This window comes from Streptomyces sp. PKA51 (assembly GCF_057552455.1).
The window spans coordinates 21,096-41,756 of the sequence record NZ_BAAJPZ010000009.1 but is presented as its reverse complement, the minus strand read 5'-3'; the positions used below and the strand labels follow the sequence as shown (position 1 = coordinate 41,756).

Annotated in this window: 19 protein-coding genes; 9 read left to right on the top strand and 10 right to left on the bottom strand. The window is 74.5% G+C overall.

Going from position 1 to position 20,661, the window contains the following annotated elements; translation table 11 throughout:
* The first annotated feature begins 53 nt into the window (after positions 1–53).
* From AC27L3_RS15840 to AC27L3_RS15820, 5 genes are all read left to right on the top strand, one after another.
* Complete coding sequence (locus AC27L3_RS15840; RefSeq protein ID WP_487234658.1) at positions 54–2,150, top strand: FUSC family protein; 2,097 nt, start codon at positions 54–56, stop codon at positions 2,148–2,150.
* 164 nt (positions 2,151–2,314) lie between these two features.
* On the top strand, positions 2,315–4,018 hold the full coding sequence (locus AC27L3_RS15835; RefSeq protein ID WP_487234657.1) for a sigma-70 family RNA polymerase sigma factor: 1,704 nt from the start codon (positions 2,315–2,317) through the stop codon (positions 4,016–4,018).
* Between the two features lie 110 nt (positions 4,019–4,128).
* The gene (locus AC27L3_RS15830) at positions 4,129–4,590 is read left to right on the top strand and encodes a hypothetical protein (RefSeq protein WP_487234656.1); all 462 of its coding nucleotides are present in this window, start codon (positions 4,129–4,131) and stop codon (positions 4,588–4,590) included.
* Positions 4,587–4,904, top strand: a complete 318-nt coding sequence (locus AC27L3_RS15825) for a transcriptional regulator (protein WP_365967648.1) — start codon at positions 4,587–4,589, stop codon at positions 4,902–4,904. The genes AC27L3_RS15830 and AC27L3_RS15825 overlap by 4 nt, the downstream gene beginning before the upstream one ends.
* A 129-nt stretch (positions 4,905–5,033) precedes the next feature.
* The gene (locus AC27L3_RS15820) at positions 5,034–5,294 is read left to right on the top strand and encodes a Prokaryotic metallothionein (RefSeq protein WP_487234655.1); all 261 of its coding nucleotides are present in this window, start codon (positions 5,034–5,036) and stop codon (positions 5,292–5,294) included.
* A gap of 16 nt (positions 5,295–5,310) precedes the next feature.
* On the opposite strand, the gene crcB is transcribed toward AC27L3_RS15820, so the two are convergent.
* The 5 genes from crcB to AC27L3_RS15795 form a co-directional block, all read right to left on the bottom strand.
* Positions 5,311–5,670 (bottom strand): fluoride efflux transporter CrcB, encoded by a 360-nt coding sequence (crcB, locus tag AC27L3_RS15815; protein WP_487234654.1) that lies wholly within the window; start codon positions 5,668–5,670, stop codon positions 5,311–5,313.
* Positions 5,667–6,026, bottom strand: a complete 360-nt coding sequence (locus AC27L3_RS15810) for a DUF190 domain-containing protein (RefSeq protein WP_487234653.1) — start codon at positions 6,024–6,026, stop codon at positions 5,667–5,669. The genes crcB and AC27L3_RS15810 overlap by 4 nt, the downstream gene beginning before the upstream one ends.
* Positions 6,023–6,508, bottom strand: a complete 486-nt coding sequence (locus AC27L3_RS15805; protein ID WP_487234652.1) for a fluoride efflux transporter FluC — start codon at positions 6,506–6,508, stop codon at positions 6,023–6,025. Before AC27L3_RS15805 ends, AC27L3_RS15810 begins: the two co-directional genes overlap by 4 nt.
* Before the next feature lie 9 nt (positions 6,509–6,517).
* Entirely contained in the window at positions 6,518–7,783 is a 1,266-nt protein-coding gene (locus AC27L3_RS15800; RefSeq protein WP_487234651.1) for a styrene monooxygenase/indole monooxygenase family protein, read from the bottom strand.
* A 317-nt stretch (positions 7,784–8,100) separates the two neighbouring features.
* Positions 8,101–8,772, bottom strand: a complete 672-nt coding sequence (locus AC27L3_RS15795; protein WP_487234650.1) for a 4'-phosphopantetheinyl transferase family protein — start codon at positions 8,770–8,772, stop codon at positions 8,101–8,103.
* 226 nt (positions 8,773–8,998) lie between these two features.
* On the opposite strand from AC27L3_RS15795, the gene AC27L3_RS15790 reads away from it, so the two are divergent.
* Positions 8,999–9,238, top strand: coding sequence for a chaplin (locus tag AC27L3_RS15790; protein ID WP_344434415.1), 240 nt, complete (start codon positions 8,999–9,001; stop codon positions 9,236–9,238).
* Between the two features lie 199 nt (positions 9,239–9,437).
* Positions 9,438–11,525 (top strand): hypothetical protein, encoded by a 2,088-nt coding sequence (locus AC27L3_RS15785; RefSeq protein ID WP_487234649.1) that lies wholly within the window; start codon positions 9,438–9,440, stop codon positions 11,523–11,525.
* A gap of 218 nt (positions 11,526–11,743) precedes the next feature.
* On the opposite strand, the gene AC27L3_RS15780 is transcribed toward AC27L3_RS15785, so the two are convergent.
* Both AC27L3_RS15780 and AC27L3_RS15775 read right to left on the bottom strand, forming a co-directional pair.
* Complete coding sequence (locus tag AC27L3_RS15780; protein WP_487234648.1) at positions 11,744–12,943, bottom strand: hypothetical protein; 1,200 nt, start codon at positions 12,941–12,943, stop codon at positions 11,744–11,746.
* A 68-nt stretch (positions 12,944–13,011) separates the two neighbouring features.
* Entirely contained in the window at positions 13,012–13,503 is a 492-nt protein-coding gene (locus AC27L3_RS15775; RefSeq protein WP_487234647.1) for a hypothetical protein, read from the bottom strand.
* 162 nt (positions 13,504–13,665) lie between these two features.
* Between AC27L3_RS15775 and AC27L3_RS15770 the strand changes: the two genes are divergently transcribed.
* A complete protein-coding gene (locus AC27L3_RS15770; RefSeq protein ID WP_487234646.1) occupies positions 13,666–15,738 on the top strand; it encodes a nuclease-related domain-containing DEAD/DEAH box helicase in 2,073 nt (690 codons plus the stop codon).
* Positions 15,739–15,778: 40 nt separating this feature from the next.
* On the opposite strand, the gene AC27L3_RS15765 is transcribed toward AC27L3_RS15770, so the two are convergent.
* Positions 15,779–17,218: a DHA2 family efflux MFS transporter permease subunit gene (locus AC27L3_RS15765; RefSeq protein ID WP_487234645.1), complete on the bottom strand. Its 1,440-nt coding sequence runs from the start codon at positions 17,216–17,218 to the stop codon at positions 15,779–15,781.
* Positions 17,219–17,281: 63 nt separating this feature from the next.
* On the opposite strand from AC27L3_RS15765, the gene AC27L3_RS15760 reads away from it, so the two are divergent.
* Positions 17,282–18,043 carry an ArsR/SmtB family transcription factor gene (locus tag AC27L3_RS15760; RefSeq protein ID WP_487234644.1) on the top strand — a complete coding sequence of 254 codons (762 nt, stop codon included), beginning with the start codon at positions 17,282–17,284 and terminating at the stop codon, positions 18,041–18,043.
* Positions 18,044–18,122: 79 nt separating this feature from the next.
* Here the strand turns inward: AC27L3_RS15760 and AC27L3_RS15755 are convergent, their stop codons facing one another.
* Both AC27L3_RS15755 and AC27L3_RS15750 read right to left on the bottom strand, forming a co-directional pair.
* Entirely contained in the window at positions 18,123–18,545 is a 423-nt protein-coding gene (locus AC27L3_RS15755) for a cupin domain-containing protein (protein WP_487234643.1), read from the bottom strand.
* Positions 18,542–20,419, bottom strand: a complete 1,878-nt coding sequence (locus AC27L3_RS15750; protein ID WP_487234642.1) for an FAD/NAD(P)-binding protein — start codon at positions 20,417–20,419, stop codon at positions 18,542–18,544. The genes AC27L3_RS15755 and AC27L3_RS15750 overlap by 4 nt, the downstream gene beginning before the upstream one ends.
* Positions 20,420–20,661: the final 242 nt, after the last annotated feature.

The window sequence follows — 20,661 nt, the reverse complement described above, 5'->3', positions numbered from 1 at the left end:
CGGCACGCCCCGCGCACCCGGCCCCGTACGAAGCGGAACCGTAAGCTCCACTCATGGGCTGGGCGACCGCACTGAAGAACACCGCCCGCGCCGGGCTCACCGTCGAGCGAGCCCGGCTCGAGCCGCTCCTGGCCCTGCGCGGGGCCTGCGGCGTGGCCGTCGTCATCGGCCTCCTGCTCGCCCTGGCCACCCCCGCCCTCGCCGTCTCCTCCGCCTTCGGCGCCTTCGCCTCCGGCATCGTCACCTTCCAGCGCAGCTGGCGCCCCCGCCCCCTGCTGGCCCTCGGCGTCGCCGCCGGGCTCGGTGTCAGCACCTTCATCGGCTATCTGGCCGCCGCCCACCACGCCCTCTTCGTCGTCCTCCTGGCCGCATGGACGCTGCTGTCGGGCTTCGCCTGGGCCCTCGGCCCGGTCTCCGGCTTCGTCGCCACCCAGACGATCGCCGTCATGCTCGTCACCGTCACCCTGCCCTCCTCCGTCGCCGGTGCGGCCGAGCACGCGGCGCTCATCGTCTTCGGCGGCGTGGTGCAGGCTGCGCTGATCCTGCTGTTCCCCATCCGCCCCTGGGGCCGCCAGCGCGACGTGCTCGCGGACGCGCTCGCCGCGGAGGCGGACTACGCGCGGCGGCTGCGCCACGACCCCGTGGCGCCCTTCGACCCGCACCCTTTGATGGAGGCCCGCGAGGCCGCCGCGCTGACGCCGCGCCAGGCCCGCAGGCGCCCGCGCCAGCTGGGCGGTCCGCGCGGGGTGGCCGAGCGCATCCGGCCCGTGCTGGCCTCGCTCGCCGACCCCGTCCTCGGCGCACCCGCCGAGGGGCCCGAGCGCGACCAGGTCCGCGACCTGCTGGCCGCGGCCGCGACCGTCCTGGACGCGGTGGCGCGCGCCATCCGCTGGGGCAAGCCGGTGCGGCTGTCGCCGGAGGCCGTGGCCACCCTGCAGGAGGCCGAGTCCGGCTCGCGGCTGACCGGCCCCGCCCGCCGCAGCGCGCTGCGGCTCGCCGCGCTGCTCGGCGACGCGGTGGAGGCCAGCGACGAGCCCGTACGCGCCACGGGCCCGGTCCCCGAGGCCGAGCGCCGGCACCTGCTGCGGCCCACGGGAGCGGGGCTGCTGCCGGTGGGCTGGCGCGCGCTGCGCCGCGAGGCGCGCCGGTCCTCGCCGGTGGGGCGGCACGCGGTGCGCGTGGCGGTCGTCTCGTGCGCGGCGTACGCGCTGGGCAGCGCCCTGCCCCTCGGCCACGGCTACTGGGCGCCGATGACGTCGGTGATGGTGATGCGGCCGGACTTCGCCCAGACCTTCCAGCGCGGAGTCGCCCGCTTCGCGGGCACGCTGGTGGGCGTGTGGGCCGGTGCCGGTCTGATGGCGCTGTTCCACCCGGGGCCGTGGGTCAGCGCGGGCCTGGCCGTGTCGACCGTGGCGCTGCAGTACTTGCTGATGCGCACCGGCTACATCGTCGTCTCCACGTGCGTCGGGGCGTACATCGTCTTCCTGCTGGGCATCGCCGGCGAGGGCTGGTCCCAGACGCTGCAGGACCGGCTGGCGCTGACCCTGCTGGGCGGGGCGCTGGCCATGGTCGGGTACGCCCTGTGGCCCACCTGGGAGACGCCCCGGCTGCGCGACCGGCTGGCGGACTGGCTGGCGGCCAACGGGCAGTACGCGCTCGCCGTCCTCGACGCGTACGCCCGTCCCGCCGACCGGGCCGCGCGCCGGGTGCGCGAGGTCCTGCTGGACGCGCGGGCCGCGCGCCGGGAGTGGGAGGACGCGGCCGCCCGCGCGCAGCAGGAACCCGTGCGCCACCGGGGCATCTCGCGCAAGGCCGAGCGGGAGGCGGAGGCGGCGCTGACGACGATGGGTCGCGTCACGATGCTCATGGAGGCGCACCTGCCGGACCGCGGCGCCGAGCCGTCGGCCGGCGCGGGGCGGTTCGCCGCGGCGCTGCGCGAGGCCCTGTCCCCGGCGGAGGCGGCCGTGCGCGAGCGCCGGGCCCTGGACTGGTCCGGGCCGCGCGAGGCCCTGGCCGAGTGGCGCGTGCGCGAGGGCGACGAGGGCGTGGCCGTACGGGCCTCGGAGCTGCTGGTCGACGCCCTGCAGGAGCTCGCCCAGGCGCTCGCCCCGGGCGGGCGCGGCCGCAAGCGGAGCCCGCGCCGTCCTTGACCATTTCTGACGGCGTGTAAACGTGAGGCCACTCACACTTCGCACAATGGCCTCGAAAACCTCCGTAAATTCGCCCCCGGCTTTTTGTTATCAGCCGGTCCGCCGCGGGTCTCCCAGGTGTCGGAACGGACGCCAACGTGGCGGTACGACAGAGAGGTGCGGGCGTGGAGAGTGTGAACGTGGCCGTGGTCGAGGCGGCCCGGGCCGGGGACACGGCGGCACAGGACGAGCTCGTCGCCACCCACCTGCCGCTGGTCTACAACATCGTCGGGCGGGCCCTGAACGGCCATGCGGACGTCGACGACGTCGTCCAGGAGACCATGCTGCGCGTGATCAACGGCCTGGACGGACTGCGCGACGCCGCCAGCTTCCGCTCCTGGGTCGTGGCCATAGCCATGAACCAGATACGCAGCCACTGCCGGGAGCCGCGCCCCGAGGCACCCGTCAGTGGCCTGCACGACGTGGTGGGCGAAGTCGCCGACCCCAAGGCCGACTTCGTCGACCTGACCATCGTCCGGCTGGGACTGCAGGGGCAGCGCAGGGAGGCCGCCGAGGCCACGCGCTGGCTGGACGAGGGCGAACAGGACGTGCTGTCGCTGTGGTGGCTGGAGGCGGCGGGCGAGCTCACCCGCGCCGAGGTCGCCGCCGCACTGGAGCTGACCCCGCAGCACGCGGCCGTGCGCATCCAGCGCACCAAGGCCCAGCTCGACATCGCACGGGGCGTGGTCCAGGCCCTCGCGGCGCAGCCGCGCTGCGCGCAGCTGTCGGAGGTCGTCGCGCACTGGGACGGCATCCCCTCCGCCCTGTGGCGCAAGCGCATCGCCCGGCACGTGCGCGGCTGCGGCCGCTGCACCGGCGCCCTGTCGGCGCTCGTGCCCGCCGAGGGGCTGCTGGCCGGTCTCGGCCTGGTGCCGGTGGGCGGTGCGCTGCTCGGCTGGTGGGGCAGGGGCACGACGGTGCACGCGGCTTCGGCGGGCTCGGCGGGCTCGGTGGCCCCGGTGGGTCACACCACCGCCTTCCCCGCCCCGGCCGGGGCCGGAGCGGCCCCGGCCCCGGCCCGGGCCCGCGGGCACCGGGCGGCCGGCCGTCGGGGCGGCGGCGGGCACCGCGCGGGCGGTGGACGCGGCGGGCGGCGCGTCGCCGTCGGGGCGGGCGTGCTGGCGCTCCTCGCGGGCGGCGTGCTGGGCGGCACCTACTTCTTCCAGGACTCCCCGGACGGCGCCGACCGCACCCAGGCCGTCGACGCCCCGGGCAGCCTCAAGCAGCTGAGCGCGCAGGAGCCGTCGCCGCTGCGTTCGGGCCCCTCGCAGTCGGCCTCGCCGAGCGCCTCGGCCTCCGCGTCCGCCTCGGCCTCCGCCTCGCCGAGCGGTTCGGCGTCGCCGTCCGCGTCGAAGCCGGCGAGCGAGTCCCCGGCCGCGAAGTCCGACTCGGCGCCGGCGCCCTCCCGCAAGCCCGCGACCCGGGCGCCCGCGCCCAACCCGGGCGGCGGCTCGGCGGCCCAGCAGGTGGTGGCGCTGGTCAATGCCGAGCGCGCCAAGGTGGGGTGCTCGCCGGTGACCTCCAACAGCCTTCTGGACGCCGCGGCCCAGGGCCACTCCGACGACATGGCGGCCCGCAACTTCTTCAACCACACCAACCCGGACGGCAAGGGCCCGGGCGACCGCATCACGGCGGCCGGCTACCAGTGGAGCACCTACGGCGAGAACATCGCCTACGGGCAGGCGGACGCGGCGGCGGTCATGGACTCGTGGATGCACAGCGACGGCCACCGCAAGAACATCCTCAACTGCTCCTTCAAGGAGATCGGCATCGGCATCAACCGCGCCCCGGGCGGCCCGCGCTGGACCCAGGTCTTCGGGGCGCGCTGAGTCGTCCACCGCCTGGTTCACTCCCCCGTTCACCCGCCCGGGCGGCGAGGTTTTCCACAGCGGAAACTCTTCGGTTGCCATGATGGAAAGTGCATGCTTCACTTTCCATCATGGCAACCGACGCTGATGTGTTCCCGCGTTCCGGCCGGCCCTCGGCCGAGAGCGCCGCGCAGGCCCTCGCCCTGGCCGAGCAGGCCCAGGAGGCGGTCTGCTCGATCAGGCCCGCCCGCTGGTACGAGTGGACGATGTCCTCGCTCGTGGCCGCGGTCTTCTTCTCCAACCTGCTGCCCGATCCGTTCGACCTCATCGCCTTCATCGCGGTGTACGCGGCGATCGTGACGGTCATCTGGCTGCAGTTCCGCAGCAGCGGGGTCCGGCAGCGGGCCACCCCCGCCCTCAAGCGCGGCGCGGCCGTGTGCGCCGTCCTGGCCATGGCGAGCTACGCCGGTGCGCTGCTCCTGGAAGACTGGGCGGGCACGTCGTGGATATGGGCGCCGGCGGGGCTGCTGGTCGGAGGGGTCGTCCACGTCCTCGACCGGACCTCGCGCACGAAGGGCATACCCGCACAGTGACCGCTGCCGACGACGGCTTCAACGAGACGATCCACGCGCCCAACCGGCTGCGGATCTGCGCGGTGCTCGACGCCGTCGAGGAGATCGAGTTCTCGACCGTGCGCGAGACGCTGGGCGTGAGCCCGTCCGTGCTGAGCAAGCACGTCACCGTCCTCACCGACGCCGGGTACGTCGAGCAGCGGCGCGCCGTCCGTGACACCCGGCAGCGGGTGTGGCTGAAGTTCACCAAGGCCGGCCGCGCCGCCTACCACGCCCACCTGGCGGCGCTGCGCGCCATCGTCAACGCGGATCTGGGGCAGCCGGGCGACGGCTGAGCCGGGCGGTCCGCGCACCTTCGAGTGAAGGCCGCACCCGCCCCGGCCGCCCGCCCGCGCCGGAGGGAAACATCACGCCGGGCACCGCCCACGCTGACCGAAGGGGGGTCGTTCGAGACGGAGCAGTCCATGGCAAGCTGCGACACCTGCGGCAACGACTACTGGTTGGCCTTCGAGATCAAGACCGTCACCGGGCAGACGTACACCTTCGACAGTTTCGAGTGTGCGATCACCCGGCTGGCCCCGACCTGCGAGCACTGCAACGCCCGCATCATCGGCCACGGGGTCGAGGTCTCCGGCCGCTTCTTCTGCTGCGCCCACTGCGCCCGCGAGGGCGACTCCGGCCTCGGGGCCGAGATCCGCGACACCGTCGGCGCCCACCCGGGCTGACGCGCCGCCGGCCTCCTCACCCCAGGCCCCGGCCCAGGGCCACCCCGGCGTACGCGGCGCCCACTCCGCACACCACGCTCGCGGCGACGTTGAGCACGGCGTACGCGCGGGCACCGTCCTGGGCCAGGCGCAGGGTCTCGTAGGAGAACGTCGAGTACGTCGTCAGGGCACCGCACAGGCCGGTGCCCAGCAGCAGGCGCCACCGCTCGTCGGGCAGCGCGCCCGTCAGCACGCCCAGGATCAGGCAGCCCACCACGTTCACCGTGAACGTGCCCCAAGGGAAGACGGAATCGTGGCGCGACTGCACGAAGCGGTCCGTCAGATAGCGCAGCGGAGCGCCGGCCATGGCGCCGGCGACGACGAGGAGCCAGTTCACCCGGACTGCCCACTCCCGCCGGTCGCGGCCTCGCCACAGGGGAGGACCTCGACCTCCTCCAGGGTGACCAGGCCGGCCACGGACAGCTCCGCGAGCACGGGCAGGAACGCCCGGACCCGCTCCGCGGTGTCCACCACGGTCACCGCCACCGGCAGGTTCTCGCTCAGTGACAGCAGACGGGAGGTGTGGATGCGGGAGGAGGCGCCGAAGCCCTCGATGCCACGGAAGGCGCTCGCACCGGCCAGCCCCGCCGCATGGGCGCGGTGGACGATCTCGGAGTACAGCGGCCGGTGGCCGTGGGTGTCGGACTCGCCGATCACCACGGTCAGGCGCAGTGCAGGGCCCTGCAGGGTCATCGGCGCTCCCGGTGCGGGCCGCGCCGGAGATACGCGCGGGTGGCCGTTGCGGCCGCCCACACCGCTGCGAGCGCGATGAGCAGCGTCGCCGCCAGGTAGGCCAGGGCGCTGCCGGTGCGGCCGTCGGAGGCCAGGTGCCGGATGTCCACCGCGTAGGCGGAGAAGGTGGTGAAGCCGCCCAGCACGCCCGTGCCCAGGAAGGGCCGGGTCAGCCGGTGCGGTGCACCGCGCTCGGTCAGGCTCACCAGCAGGACGCCGATCAGCGCACAGCCCACCGCGTTGATCAGCAGCGTGGTCCAGGGGAAGGCGCCCGGCGCGGTCGGCCACAGCAGCCCCGCGCCGTAGCGGGCCGCGGCGCCCAGGCCGCCGCCCGCCGAGACGGCACACACCACCGCGCCCTGGCCGCCGGGGCGGTCACGGCGTGCGGCGACGCCGCTCGTCCCGGCCGCCGTGCGAGGCGGCGCCGCTCCCGTCGTGCCCATGCGGCCAGGCTAGCCCAGGGGTTGCGGGGCGCTGCCGCCCGCCACCGCCGCCAGGCATGCCTCCGCCCGGTCGGCGTCCATCAGCCACTCCTGGAAGTCCGCGGGGTCGGCGAAGCCGTTGACGTAGCGGTGGGCGAGTGCGGGGTGCGTGGCCGCGGCCGCGATGATCTGCTGCACGTGGGGCGGCAGCGGGGCGTCCAGGAGCATGTTGGTGAAGGCGGTGGTGTGCCGGGCGTGCTCCCACCAGGCCGCGAACGTCTCGTGCATCCACGCGCGGTCGAAGGGCCGCTCGCCCCGCTCCAGGACCGACTGCAGGTAGCGGTCCGCGCAGCGCGCCGCGTTGTTGGAGCCCTGGCCCGTCAGCGGGTCGTTGAGAACGACCGCGTCCGCCATGCCCAGCACATGGCTGCCCGGCGCCACCTCCGCGACCGGGTGCCGCACCACGGGCGTCAGGCTGCCGGCGAGCAGGGCCCCGGCGTCCGTGGGCTCGGCCCCCGCGCACAGCTCGTACTCCCACGGCGCGTACGCGCGCAGCAGGTGCAAGGAGCGCTCCAGCGCCTCGCCCGGCCCCGAAACGTTCCCCCAGCAGTCGAAGGGCCCGCCCGGGTTGCCCTCCCACAGCAGGATCCGGCAGGGCCCGGACCCGGTCAGCGCCGGCAGGACGAAGAACTCGCCCGCGCCCGGGAAGGCGTACATGCGCAGGAACGACGGCGGCAGCCCGGCGTCGGGCCGCACCCCGTGCAGATACAGGCAGGCCAGAACACGCTGGGGCTGCGCATGGGGACTGTGCCGCTCGTCCCGGCCGAACACCTCGCCGAGCGGGCCGTGGCCCGTCGCCAGCACCGTCAGCTCGTGCGCGGCGGCGAGAGCGGCCAGGTCCTCCACGGCCACCTGCCGGTACTCCACCCGGCCGCCGCGCTCGGCGAACAGCTCCAGCCAGCGCGCCGTCTTCACCCGCTGGTCGACGGACTGGGCAGGGCTCTCCAGCCGGGCGGTGACCGACCGGCCGGGGGAGCGGGTGCCGGGCGGGTCGGTGGGGTTGAGCTGGATGCCCTCGATGGGCGGGGCCTGCCCGTCCCACAGGTTCAGGCCGAGCCGCCGCTCCAGGGCGAGCGCCGGCCCGTACATCAGCTGGGTGGAGAGCACCCGTCCACCGCGGATCTGTTCGGGCGTCCGGGCCGCGACCACGGTCACCTCGTACCCGCCGGCCGCCTGCAGCCCCAGCGCCAGCTGGAGCCCCGCCTGGCCCGCGCCGACGATCGCGATCCTGCGCATGGTTGCCTCCGAAAGCAGGTCCTTCCTTGGCCCGCCCCCGATGTAACCGCCCCCGGCGCGCGCTGTACAGAAGGCACGCGGACGCCCCGACGGGTCTTCGGCACGGGCCACCACGGCGCCCCGTAGGGGCGCGGGGCGGTGTCGGATCTGCGGCTGCCGCCGCGTGGGCGCGATCGGCCACCGCGCGCCCGCAGGCAGGGTGCCGTGCTGCGCCCGGGCCTGGCGGTGGTGCGCCGACTGCGGGCTGTCGGTGGCCGATCGCGCAGTTCCCCGCGCCCCTGACGGGGCGCGTGGTGCCCCGCGACGAAGATCAGGCCCTAGGCCGCCGGCACCGCGATTGCCGTCAGTACCAGTCCGTCGCGCACCAGCCAGCGTCCCTCGAAGCCGGCCAGCCGGCCGCCCGTCGCCGCCCGCAGCGGCTCCGGCTTGAGCACCCGGGCCGTGAACGTGCCGGCGTCGGCGTCCACCTCGATGACGGCGTCCTGGAAGTCCAGCCACTGCCGGGTGAGCGGGAACCACGCCTTGTAGACGCTCTCCTTGGCGCTGAAGACCAGCCGGTCCCAGTGCACGGAGGGCCGCTGCGTCTCCAGCCGGGCCAGCCACCCGTGCTCCTCCGGGCGCGTCACCAGGTCCCGTACGCCGCCCTGCGGCAGCGGCAGGTTGGGCTCGGCGTCCACGCCGATCGTCAGGACGTCGCCGGCCAGCGCCACGGCCGCGCCCCGGTAGCCCGCGCAGTGCGTCATGCTGCCGATGACCCCCTGCGGCCACTGCGGCGCGCCGCGCTGCCCGGGGATGATCGCCGCCGGTGCCACGCCCAGGCGGCCCAGGGCGGTGCGGGCGCAGGCCCGCACCGTGGAGAACTCCCGGCGCCGCTTGTCCACGGCGCGGGCGATCAGGGCCTCCTCCTCGGGGAAGAGGGCAGGGGTCTCGGCGGGGTCCTCGAACGCCTCGGCCGTCTGGATCGGTGAGGGCAGCAGCGTGCCAATCATGTGCGCCGGTCATTCCTTTGGTCGAAGCGGCCGGAGTGCATGTACGAAAGGCACCCTGCCAGGTGGGAAGCCAATGGGAAACCCACTCATTCTGTTGATCGGCCCACATCGGGATCACCCGGACGCTTCATGGACGAAACCTTTGTTGTCGCCGCACGTTGATCCGGGCTCCCGGCCCTCACGGGCCGGGTGCCCGTCCCGTACGACCAAGCAAAGGTGTCTCCCCATGTCACGAATCGCCAGGGCAGCAGTTGTCACCGCCGCCGTCGGCGCCACGCTCGCCGGTGTCTCCGGCGGAGCTGTCGCCGACTCCGGAGCGAAGGGTGCCGCCGTCGGCTCCCCGGGTGTCATCTCGGGCAACGTCATCCAGGTCCCGATCCACATCCCGATCAACATCTGCGGCAACTCGATCGACATCGTCGGCCTGCTGAACGCGGCGTCGGGCAACGTCTGCATCGCCGGCTGACGCACGCCCGGCGACGCCGGTCCTGCGGTCGCGGGGCGCTCCCCGGCCCGCGACCGCACACCGAGTGCGCATGGCGTCCCCGGTCCTCGGACCGGTGGGCGTCATGCGCACTCGCCTCCCCGGGGGGAACGCGCGGGCGACAAGAGATGATGCTCTGTCAGGCGCACGCGGGCGCACGTAGGATCGCTTCCCTGAACCGATGGCGGGGCGGGCGGGGAGCATGGGCGGGGACGGCAACACCATCGAGGGCGGCACCTACCACGGCACGGTGATCCAGGCCGGCACCGTCCACTACGGGCGTCCCGAGCGGCGCCCGCCGCGGCTGCTGGCTCCCCCGCCCGACGTCTACGTCGACCGCACCGCGGTCTTCGCCGAGCTCAAGCGCGCCCTCGACGAACGCGGCGAGGCCACCGCGCCCCTGGTCGTCGTCCTGACGGGCCTGCCCGGGATGGGCAAGACGGCCACCGCGCTGCGCTGGCTGCACCGGCTCGGCCCCGCCTTCCCCGGCGGCCACCTCCAGGACGACCTCGCCCCCACGGGCCCGCTCGGCCCCCGCGACCCCCTCGCCGTCCTCGAACGCTTCGTGACCGAGCTGTCCGGTCCGCACGGCGACCGCCCGGCCGACCTCGCGGGCCTCGCCGCCCGCTACCGCTCGCTGACCGCGGACGCCCCCGCCCTCGTCCTCCTCGACAACGCCGTCAACCCCGGCCAGGTGCGCCCGCTGCTGCCGGGCCACCCCGCCAGCGTGGTCGTCGTCACCAGCCGCTTCGCCCTCACCGGCCTGCGCGCCAGCCACCCGCGCACGCTCACCGTCCGCCTGGACGCCCTGGACGACGCCTCCGGCGCCGAGCTCCTGCACGCGGTGGCGGGCGGCGGCGCCCTGGACCGGCCCGCGCTCACCGGCGTTCTGGACGCCTGCGCGGGACTGCCGCTGGCCGTACGGATCGCGGGCGCCCGGGTGGGTGAACTGCTGGAGAACGGGGAGGATCTCCACGCACTCGCCCGCGAACTCGACGACCGCCGTACGCGGCTGGAGGCGCTCGCCGTGCCCGACGACCTCTCCGTGGCCCAGGTCTTCGACGCCGTGTACGCCGCCCTGCCGCCGGGCCCGGCACGGCTCTACCGCGCTCTGGGCCTGCACCCGACGCCGGAGTTCTCCCGCGACCTCGTGCGCCGCATCGCCGCCGCGGACGACGACGTACGCACCCTCCAGCGCGAACGCCTGCTGGAAGGCGGCGCGGAGGGGCGGCTGCGGATGCACGCCCTGGTGCACGACCACGCCCGCACGCAGGCCCCGCACCCGGACGGCCCTGTGGACGTCTATGTCGATTGGTACCTGCGGCGGGCAGCCGCAGTCGAATGGCGGACCTCCGAACGCTGGCGGCACGGCCCGCTGTTCGCCCGCCCGGAGGAGCTCGCCGACGTCTTCGGCAATGCACAGGAGGCGCTGGACGCCTTCGAGGCCGACCGCGCCAACGTCGTGGCCGTCGTCGAACTGGCCTACGAGACGGGGCGGTACGCACAGGTGTGGCAGCTGTGCGAGGCCCTGCGCGGCTTCTTCTTCCGGCGCAAGTACCACACGGACTGGACGGCGGTGTGCGCCCGGGGGCTCGCCGCCGCCCGCCACGGCGACGACCGCCTGGCAGTGGCCCGCATGCACCTGGAACTGGCCTTCGCCCACGCCGACCGCGACGCCGACGGGGACACGGCGATCGCCCGCGAGCACTACGGGCACGCCCTGCACGAGGCGACGGCCACCGGTCACGCCCGGACCGTCTCCTCCGCCCTGGAGGGCCTGGGCCTGCTCGACCTGCGCGCAGGCGACCCGGCGGCCGCCGCCGGCCGCTTCGAGCGGGCGGTGGCGGCACTGGAAGGCGTGGACCACCCGCGCGGCAGGGCACTGCTGACCTTCCACCTCGGCCGGGCCCGCAGCGCCGAGCACCGGCACGAGGAGGCGGCCCGCCTGCTGCTGCGGGCGCGCACCCTCTTCGCGGCGCTGCCCGACCCGTTCAACGAGGCCAAGGCCCTGTGGCAGTACGCCCGCGCCCGGCTGCACGCCGACCGCGCGGACGAAGCCCGCAAGCCGCTGGACAAGGCCGCCGAGCTGATCGCCTCGTGCGGCGCGCCCAAGGAAGAGGCCGACATCCTGCTGCTGCGCGGCGACGTCCTGGCACAAGAGGGCGACCGCGAGGCCGCCGAGACCGACTGGCAGCGGGCGGCACACCTGTACGGGACGCTGGGCAACCCCCTGGCTGCGACTGCACGGGAGCGGCTCGGCGCCGACTAGGCCGTGTCCGGCGGATCTCCGTCGCGGGGCACCACGGCGCCCCATAAGGGGCGCGGGGCGGTGTCGATCTGCGGCTGCCGCCGCGTGGGCGCGACAAGCCACGATGCGCCCGCAGATGTGCCCGGGCCCCAGGGTGGCACGTCGACTGCGGGCCGTCGGTGGCCGATCGCGCAGTTCCCCGCGCCCCTTACGGGGCGCCACGAGGCGCCGGACATGCCCTACTGCTGTCGCACGGTCAGGTGGGCGGGGGGAATGCCGTCGGCGACGTCCACCGGAAGGGTGGCCGGCGAGGGGTTTGAAGCGTTGGCGGCGACAAACAGGGCCGAGGCTGCCACTGCCGCCGTATAGACGGCACTGTGCGGCGCCTCCCACACCGCCGTCGTCCGCTGTCCACCCCGCGCGTAGGCCGTGCAGCCCGTCTCTCCTTCGGTGAAGGCCACCAGGGAGCAGCCCGGGTACTGCCGCAGGAGCCGGGCCGCTGCCGTGCGGCGGGTCTCGCCGGGCGCCGGCGGCCGCGCCAGCAGGACGTCCGCGCTGTGCGCCCACCGGGCGTCCGGTTCGCCCTCGGTGGCGACCACGTGCGGGTCGGTGAGGTGCGCGGCCCCGGCGCCCTGCAGATCGGCCGGGTACCGGCGCAGCGAGAGGGCCCCGCCGCCGGCGGCCGGGGCGCGGTGGTCGACAAGTACTGGTGGTGTGCCCGGGCCGCGCCGCTCGGTGGGCAGGGGCAGCGGAAGGGGCACGGGTCGCGGGACGGCCGGGTCGGCGGGCTCGTCGAGCCCGAGCCGGGCGTAGTACAGGCGGCGTAGCAGCGCTGCCGCGCGCATCGGGCGGGAGGTGACCATCTCGCCGATCCGGGCGAGCCGTTCGTCGCCGGTGCGGGCGGCGACCGCGCGGCGCAGCTGCCGCTCGAGCGGTTCGCGGGCGTCCACCCGCGGCAGCGCCGCTCCCAGGAGCTCCATGGGCGAGCCGGCGGCGACCACGTCGTGGCCGAAGGCGCCGAGCAGCCCGGGTATGCCGAGTGCCGCCGCGTACAGGGTCAGCGAGCCGTGGTCGCCGACGAAGGCGTCCGCGGCCGGCAGGGCGGCCTTCCACACGTCGCTCTCCGGTGCGGGCAGCAGCAGCCCGGCCCGCAGGCAGGGTGCCAGCCAGGCGCGTACCTGCCAGCCGCCGTGCCCGTACCAGACGTTGGGGTGGACGGCGGCCAGCACGCGGTACTCGTCCTGCGGCAGTTCGGCCAGTGCGCGGCGTACGAGGCCGAAGTCCGCGCCGAGGAGGGAGTGCCGGCCCCAGGTGGAGGTCAGGACGAGCAGCTTCTGCCCGGGCAGCAGCCCGAGGGCGGCGCGGTACTCCTCGCGGAAGGGCAGGCCGGCGCGCAGGGTGTCCATGCAGGGGTCGCCGGCGACGACGGAGGCGGGCACGGCCTGCGGGCAGCCGCGGCGCAGGCGTTCACGCTGTTCGTCGTGGGAGAGGACGACGGCGGAGGGGATCAGCTCGCCGTCGTGGGTGAGCCACTCGGCGTCCAGGCCGAAGGCTTCCGGTGTCCGGTGTCCGGTGTCCGGTGTCCGGTGTCCGGTGTCCGGTGTCCGGTGTCCGGTGTCCGGTGCAAGTATTTATTGTATCCGGCGCCGTGCGGCGCGCCGATCAACGGGGCGTCTATCGCGTGCAGTTCGCCGCCCCGGCTGCTGCTCAACGCCAGATCGAACTTGTGCCGCTTCGCCTCCTCCCAGGGGACGTACGGCAGTTGCCGGGCCTCGACGAACTCCCGTATGCCCGCGTCGAACGCCGACGACCCGGTGCAGGTGAAGAGCACCTGCACCCGGCTGTCGCCCTCGAAGGGCGCCAGGAGGTCCAGCAGCCGCGTGGCGGAGGTGACGTTGTGGATGACCGCCAGCACCGTCCGCCGGGGCGGGGCGGTGGCCCATCGGGCGGCGTCGTCCCGCAGCAGGACGTGCGACGGCGACGCCTGTGCGTCCGGCATGACCCCTCCCGTGTCTCCCCTGTCGTGCTGTTCCGTCCCGGCTGCGTGCCCGTCCGGGCGACGATACCTGCTGCCCTGACGGCGACTTCGGGGAGCAGTAGGATCATCACTTTGCGTATATATGCAAGTTCTGGGGGAGGATGCAGGCAAGGGGGGCGGGCGATGGTGGCTGGGGGATCGGCATCGGTCAGGGCCCAGGAGGCCCGGCGGCACGAGCGCGAGCTGCGCGAGCAGCTGCTCGCGGCACAGCGCGAGGCGCGGCGATGGGAGGCGGCCAGCGAGGGCGAGCGCAAGGTCGCGGCCCAGCTGCTGATGCTCACCGGCCGCGGCTGGCGGCTGCTGGTGGACCGGCGCTGGCCGGGGACGCGCTCGGCCAACGTGGACATGCTGCTGGTGGGGCCGGGTGGCGTCTTCGTCATCGACGTCAAGAACTGGCAGGCACCGCCCGGGGCCGCCGAGGGGCATCTGACCGCCGGCCGGCAGCGGCGCGACGGCGAGATCGGCAAGCTGCTGGCCGTCACGCGGCTGGCCGAGGCGGCCGTGGCGGCGCTGGGCATGTCGCCGGTGGCCGTCCGGCCGGTCATGGTCTTCGCCGGCCGTTCCTTCACCGGCGAGCTGGGCCGGGTGCGGCTGCTGGGCGAGCGGGAGGTGGGCCCGGCCCTGCTGGCCGAGCGCGCGCGGCTGACGCCGCCGGGCGTACGGGCGGTCGCCGATCACCTGGCGCAGGTCTTTCCGGCGTACGAGAGCTCGGCGCTGCCGGAGGAGCACCCCGGCGCGCAGGGGGCTGCGTCGGGCGCCCCCGCCGAGACCCTGTTCGACCTCGACGGCCTGTGCGAGGCGGCCGTGGCGGCCGCCCGCGGCGGCCCGATCGAGCAGTGGATGACCTTCCTGCACCCCGCCCAGCTCGCCCTGGTGCGGCGCAACTGGTCCGGCCCGGCCCGGGTGAGCGGCCCCGCCGGCACCGGCAAGACCGTCGTCGCCCTGCACCGCGCCGCGCACCTCGCGCAGCGCACGACGGGCCGGATCCTGTACGTGACCTTCGCCAGCAACCTGCCGCGCGTGCAGCGCACGTTCCTGCGCACGATGTCGCCGGCCGTCGCCGACCGGGTGGAGTTCCGCAGCCTGCACGCGTGGGCCCAGCGCTTCCTCGACGAGCGCGGCATCCCGCACAACCTGCACGGCGGCAAGGCCGAGGACGCCTTCAGCCGTGCCTGGCTGCACCTGGGCCGGCGCAGCGTCCTGGCCTCCCTCGACCCCTCGCCCGGCTACTGGCACGAGGAGATCGACCGCGTCATAAAGGGCCGCGGCATCACCCGCTTCGAGGAGTACGCGACGTTGCGCCGGCACCGCCGCCGCACCAACCTGCGCCGCCCGCACCGCGAGGCGGTCTGGGCGCTGTACGAGGAGTACGAGCGGGTGCGCATCCGGCGCGGCGTGCACGACTTCAACGACATCCTCGCGCTCGCCCTGGCCGAGGCCCGCGCCCGCCCGGGCCGTTCCCCGTACGCCGCCGTCATCGCCGACGAGGTCCAGGACTTGACCCTGGTCGGCGTGCGCCTGCTGCACGCCCTGGTCGGCGACGCGCCCAACGGGCTGCTCCTGGTCGGCGACGGCCAGCAGGCCGTCTACCCCGGCGGCTTCCGCCTGTCGGACGCCGGCATCGACGTGCGCGGCGACCGCGGCCAGATCCTGCGCACCAACTACCGCAACGCCAAGGAGATCCTCGGCGCCGCGCTGGCCGTCGTCGCCGACGACGCCTTCGACGACATCGACGGCACCCGTACCGCCGGCCTGCGCGAGGTGGATCTCACCTACCACGGCGGCCAGGTCCTGCGATCCGTCTGCCGCACCCCGGCCGAGCACGACCGGGCCCTGCTGGCGGCCCTGCGCGAGCGGGGCGAGCGTACCTGGCCGGACTCGGCCGTCCTGTGCCGCTCCCGCCGCGAGACCGCCCACTACCAGCACCTGCTGGACCGCGCGGGCATCCCCCAGTGCTCCCTGGACCGCTACGACGGCCGCCCGGTCGCCGCCGTGAAGGTCGGCAGCTACCGCCGAGCCAAGGGGCTCGAGTTCGCACACGTCTACCTCCCCGACCACGCCCCGCCCCCCGGCCCCGGCCCGGCGGACGAGGACATCGCCGGCGAGCGGGCCGAGCTGGAGCGCACCCAGCTCTTCGTGGCCATGACCCGGGCCCGCGACACCCTCTGGCTGGGCGCGGTGCGCCGCACTCCCTGACCACGGCGGCGCTCCTCGGGGAGTCCTTGGGCCGTGCGTCTCAGGAGGCGGCGGCCCGCTGCTTCGCGGCCCGCCAGGAGGACAGCGCCAGCAGGGCGCCGGCGAAGAACGCGGCGGAGGCGATGACGGCCGCGATGTGCAGACCGGGGACGAGGTCGCCGGAGGCCGCGGTGAGGGTGCTGAAGAGGGCCACGCCCACGGCGTTGCCGATCTGGCGCGCCACGTTGAAGACCGCCGACGCCACGCCGGCGCTCTCGTCCGGGGCGGCCTGCACGATGGCGGCCGTTGCGGCCGGCACGGTGGTCGGGGTGGCCAGACCGGTGGCGATCAGGGCGAACAGCAGCATCCAGTAGGGGGTGTCGGGGCCCGCGAGCAGCCAGCCGAGGAAGCCGACGGAACCGAGCAGCAGCGCGGCGGTCATGGGGACGTACGGCCCGTACCGCGCGGTGAGGCGACCGGAGAGGGGGGCGGCGACGACGGCCATGCACACGGTCGGCAGGAGGGCGATACCGGCGCCGAGGGCGTCGTACCCGCGTTCGTTCTGCAGGTACAGCGTGGAGAGGTAGAGCATGCCGTAGTAGCCGAGGTTCAGCAGCACACCGACGGCTGCGGAGGAGGAGAAGCCGGGGGAGCGGAAGAGCGAGGGCGGCAGCAGGGGCGCCCTGCCGTCCTCGGCGCGGGTTTCCAGGCGGCGCTCGACCAGCAGGAACAGGCCCAGCGCGAGCACGCTGACGGCCAGCGCGCCCAGCACGACCGGGGAGGACCAGCCCTTGGTGCCCGCCTCGTTGAGCATGGTGGCCAGCGCGGTCAGGCCGACGATGCCGAGGACCTGGCCGAGCGGGTCCAGACCCCGCCCGCCGGTGCGCGCCTTCGGGGACGGCACGTGCTTGAGGGTCAGCCACATGCCGAGGAAGGCGATCGGCACGTTGATCCAGAAGGCGGTGCGCCAGTTCAGACCGCCCACGAGCAGGCCGCCGACCAGCGGCCCGGCGGCGAAGGCGACACCCGCGACACCGCCCCACACGCCGATGACCTTGGCGCGTGCGGCCCGCTCCGGGTACGCCGCGGCCAGCAGCGCCAAAGAGGTGGGCACCAGCAGCGCGCCGCCGGCACCCTGCAGCAGCCGGGAGGCGATCAGCGTGGCGGCGTTCGTGGCCACGCCGCACCCGATGGAGGCGACGGTGAAGACGCCGAGGCCGGTGAGGAACACCTTGCGGTGGCCCAGTCGGTCGCCGAGCCCGCCGCCGAGGAGCAGCAGGCCGGCGAAGACGGTGCTGTAGCCGTCCACGACCCACGCCATGGCGGAGGTGCTGGCCCCGACGGAGTCCCGGATCGTGGGAACGGCGACGGTGACGACGGTGACGTCCAGCATCACCAGGAAGTAGCCGAGGCTGAGCGCGATGAGAGGGGGCCAGGACAGCCGCCCCTCCGCGGCCGGCGCGCTCTGCGCGACGGAGACCGGGTCTGTCGTAGTACTCATGGCGACGATACTCGGGCCGGAATACTTCGCTTCCTGTCAAAGTGTGGATGTAGGGTCGTGGTCGTGAAGGAAGCGATGCGCGAACCGGATCTGGCCCGGGCCGCCCGGCTGCTCGCCAGTGCCTCCCGGGCCCGGATGCTCAAGGCCCTGTGCGACGGCCGCCCGCTGGCGGCGAGCGTGCTGGCGGCCGAGGCGGGCGTCAGCGTGGCCACCGCGAGCGTCCACCTCGGGCAGCTCGTCGAGGCGGGGTTCGTCCTGGTGGAGAACGCGGGTCGGCACCGTTACTACCGTCTGGCGAGCCCGGAGGTGGCCGTCGCCCTGGAGGCACTCGCCGTCATCGCCCCGGCCGACGCAACTCCCGTCGTCTCCCTGCGCGTCAGCAGCCGGGAGAACGCCCTGCGCCGCTCGCGCACGTGCTACGACCATCTGGCCGGCTCGCTGGGCGTGGCCCTCATGGGCGCCTTCCTCGACCAGGGGCTGCTGACCGGTCGCACGACGCGTACCACCCCGCGCTCCGCTGCGGACCGGCCCGCGTCCTACGGCAAGGACGTCGAGTACCGGCTGACCCCGGACGGCGTGGAGCGCTTCCGGGCCTTCGGAGTGGATGTCGACGGACTGTCCGGCACCCGCCGCCCGGCGGTGCGGTACTGCGTCGACTGGAGCGAGCAGCGCCACCACCTCGCCGGCGCCCTCGGCGCCGAGGTGACCGCGCGGTTCTTCACGCTGGGCTGGCTGCGCTACGGCGTCTCGCCGCGGGTGGTCCACCTCACCGATGAGGGACGCCGCGGACTGGCCGATTCCTTCTCGGTCCTCCTCACCGACTGACCCGCCCGCCGGGTACGCCAAGGGGGCCCCGTCGCCAGGCGACGGGGCCCCCTTGGCGGGAAGCCGGAGGACGCGGGTGTCAGGCGCTCTCGCGGGAGACGGTGGGGCCCTGGCGCACGCCGAGGGCGGTGACACCGGTCTCGGTGCGCACACGGTGGACGCTGCCCGGCTCCTCGATGATCAGGTCACCGGCGCGGTAGCGCTCGCCGTTGTCGTTGATCAGCTCGCCCTCCAGCACGAACATCAGCTCGTGACCGAGGTGTTCGTGCAGGTCGCCATGGGCACCCGGGGCGAAGCGGACGAGGAAGGCGGTTGCGCTCTGCGGAGCGTCCGTGGCGTACAGCGGGAGGATGTCCACGCCGCCGGAACGGCCCGGTTCGCTCCAGGTGTTCCAGGCGAGCGCCGCCCGTCCGCCCTCGGTCAGCAGCGCGCGCAGCACGGTGACGGCACGCTCCTGAACGATGTGGCCCTTGGCGGTGTGTTCCGTGGTCGTCTCGGTCACGCCGGTTGTCCTTCCTTGGCTGTCACTGCGTGCGTGGGGCTCGCCAGGGCGCTGGCGGCCACGGAGTCGGCGTCGCGGGTCCACTCGTTCCAGGAACCGGGGCGCCCGCTGCCGGCGAGGGTGAACCAGCGGGTGTGTTCGGTCGGTACGCCCAGCACGCACACGCCGCCGTCCGCACGGCCGTCGGCGTCCAGCGGATGGAACGGACTGCGGGTGACGGCCACTCCGCCCGTGGGGAACGCCGTCTCGCCCGAGCCGTTGACGAACTCCGTCCACATGCCCCGGCGCAGCAGGTTCCGGGTCAGCGGCGACGGGTCCCGCGTCACGTCGGGGTTGGGGATACGGGCGTCGATGAGGACGTCGGCGGCGACGGCGGAGCCGGTCACGGCAGGGGAGGAGACCACGAACGCATCGGCCTCGGCGTCACCCGAGAACCGCGTTCGGGGGCCCACGACCCGCAGCAGGCCGGCCTCGATCAGCGCAAGGGCGTAGCGCACGCGCACCCGCGGCGGGCCGGCGGCCAGAAACGAGTGGCGCGGGGCGAAGTCGTCGAGGAAGTCGCGGTGCGACCGGGGCTCGAGCCCGCCGAAGTCGATCAGCTCGCGGATGACCCAGCGGGTGTCGCGCAGCACGTCCAGGGACGTCTTGAGGGGATCGCCGACGTTGCCGCGCTCGGCGTGCTCCAGGTCCACCCGCATCGCCTCGGCCAGCGCCTGCTCGAAGCCTTGTGCGTCCGGGAAGTCGCGCCCGCAGAACGGACGGCTGAGCCGGTCCAGGTCGGGCGCCGCGGCGGTGTCGGTGACGCCGTGCCGCGCCGCGACGGCCGCGACGTCGGGCACCCCGTGCCCGGCCAGGGCGATCACCTCGGCCCGGAACGCCTCCACCCGTTCGGGGGCCCCGTCGCGCAGGACGGCACTGAAATAGGCGAGGTGGACCTCCGCCTCCAGCCAGGGACGCACGTGGCGGGTGAACTCCAGCGGGCCTTCCGGGGCGTGCGCCCTGACCATGGCCGGGGTGAACAGCTCGGGCCGGTAACTGTAGGTGGCGGCCTTCTGGTTGCGCCCCCGGGCCGGCAGTGGGACACCGCTGCGCGAGCCGGCGAGCAGGAGCGGCTCCTCGCCGCTGGGCTCGTAGCGGACGCTGCCGTCGATGTCCTCGATGAACTTGCCGCCGCGACCGACGGTCAGTGCGTACATGATGTCGTAGAAGGACAGGCCGATGCCCAGGATGCCCACGGACGAACCGGCGGGTATCTCGTCCAGCGGCATGTCGGCGGCGGAGTCGCCGCGGATGTAGCGCAGGTGCGGGCGGGCGGCCGCGAACTCGGCCAGTTCCCGCTGGGTGCCGGTCAGCGCGGGGGTGGGATGCCCGGTGGCGAGCACGACCTTGTCGGCCTCCAGCCGGGCGCCGCTCGACAGCCGCACCTCGTAGCCGCCCGCGGTGGGCACCACGTCCTCGACGGTGGCGGTCACCTGGTGCAGGGCGGCCCACGGCGGCAGGCTCTTCTCCACGGTCTCCAGCACGTAGCGCATGTACTGCCCGTGCAGGGCGCGCGGCGCGTAGCCGTCCGGGCCGGGGCAGGCCGGGTCGACGGCCGCCCACCACTGGGCGAGCGAGGGGCCGGCACCGGGGCGCACGGGGCCGTCGTCGGGCGGACCGGAGAAGACGGTGACCTCGCCGCAGACGGTGTTCATCAGGAACCAGTCGGGCTGATCGCTGCGCCAGATCCTGCCGCAGCCCACCTCCACGGCGTCGACCAGGAAGACCTCCGTCGGCCGGGAGGGGCCGTCAGCGAGGCGAGCGGCGAGGCGTTCGAGCACCCCCATGCCCCGGGGGCCGCTGCCGACTATGACGATGCGGTGTGAATCCACCACCACGCTGGACCTCTCTCACGCGATTTCTCGATCGAATCGTGCGGCCGTACCCGGCCCGCGAAAATTCCCGCCGGTCATTGCGTTCCGGCTCTTTCGTGAATTTCCCGTCCGCTGTATCGGATTTTCTCCGGACGTCACGATAGGCGGGCCCGGCAGGCGGGATCAACGCCGTTTCGCTCATGCCACCATGAGCGTTATTCATAGCTGTGGCGGACCGCCGAACAGGGCGGTTACGATCGCAC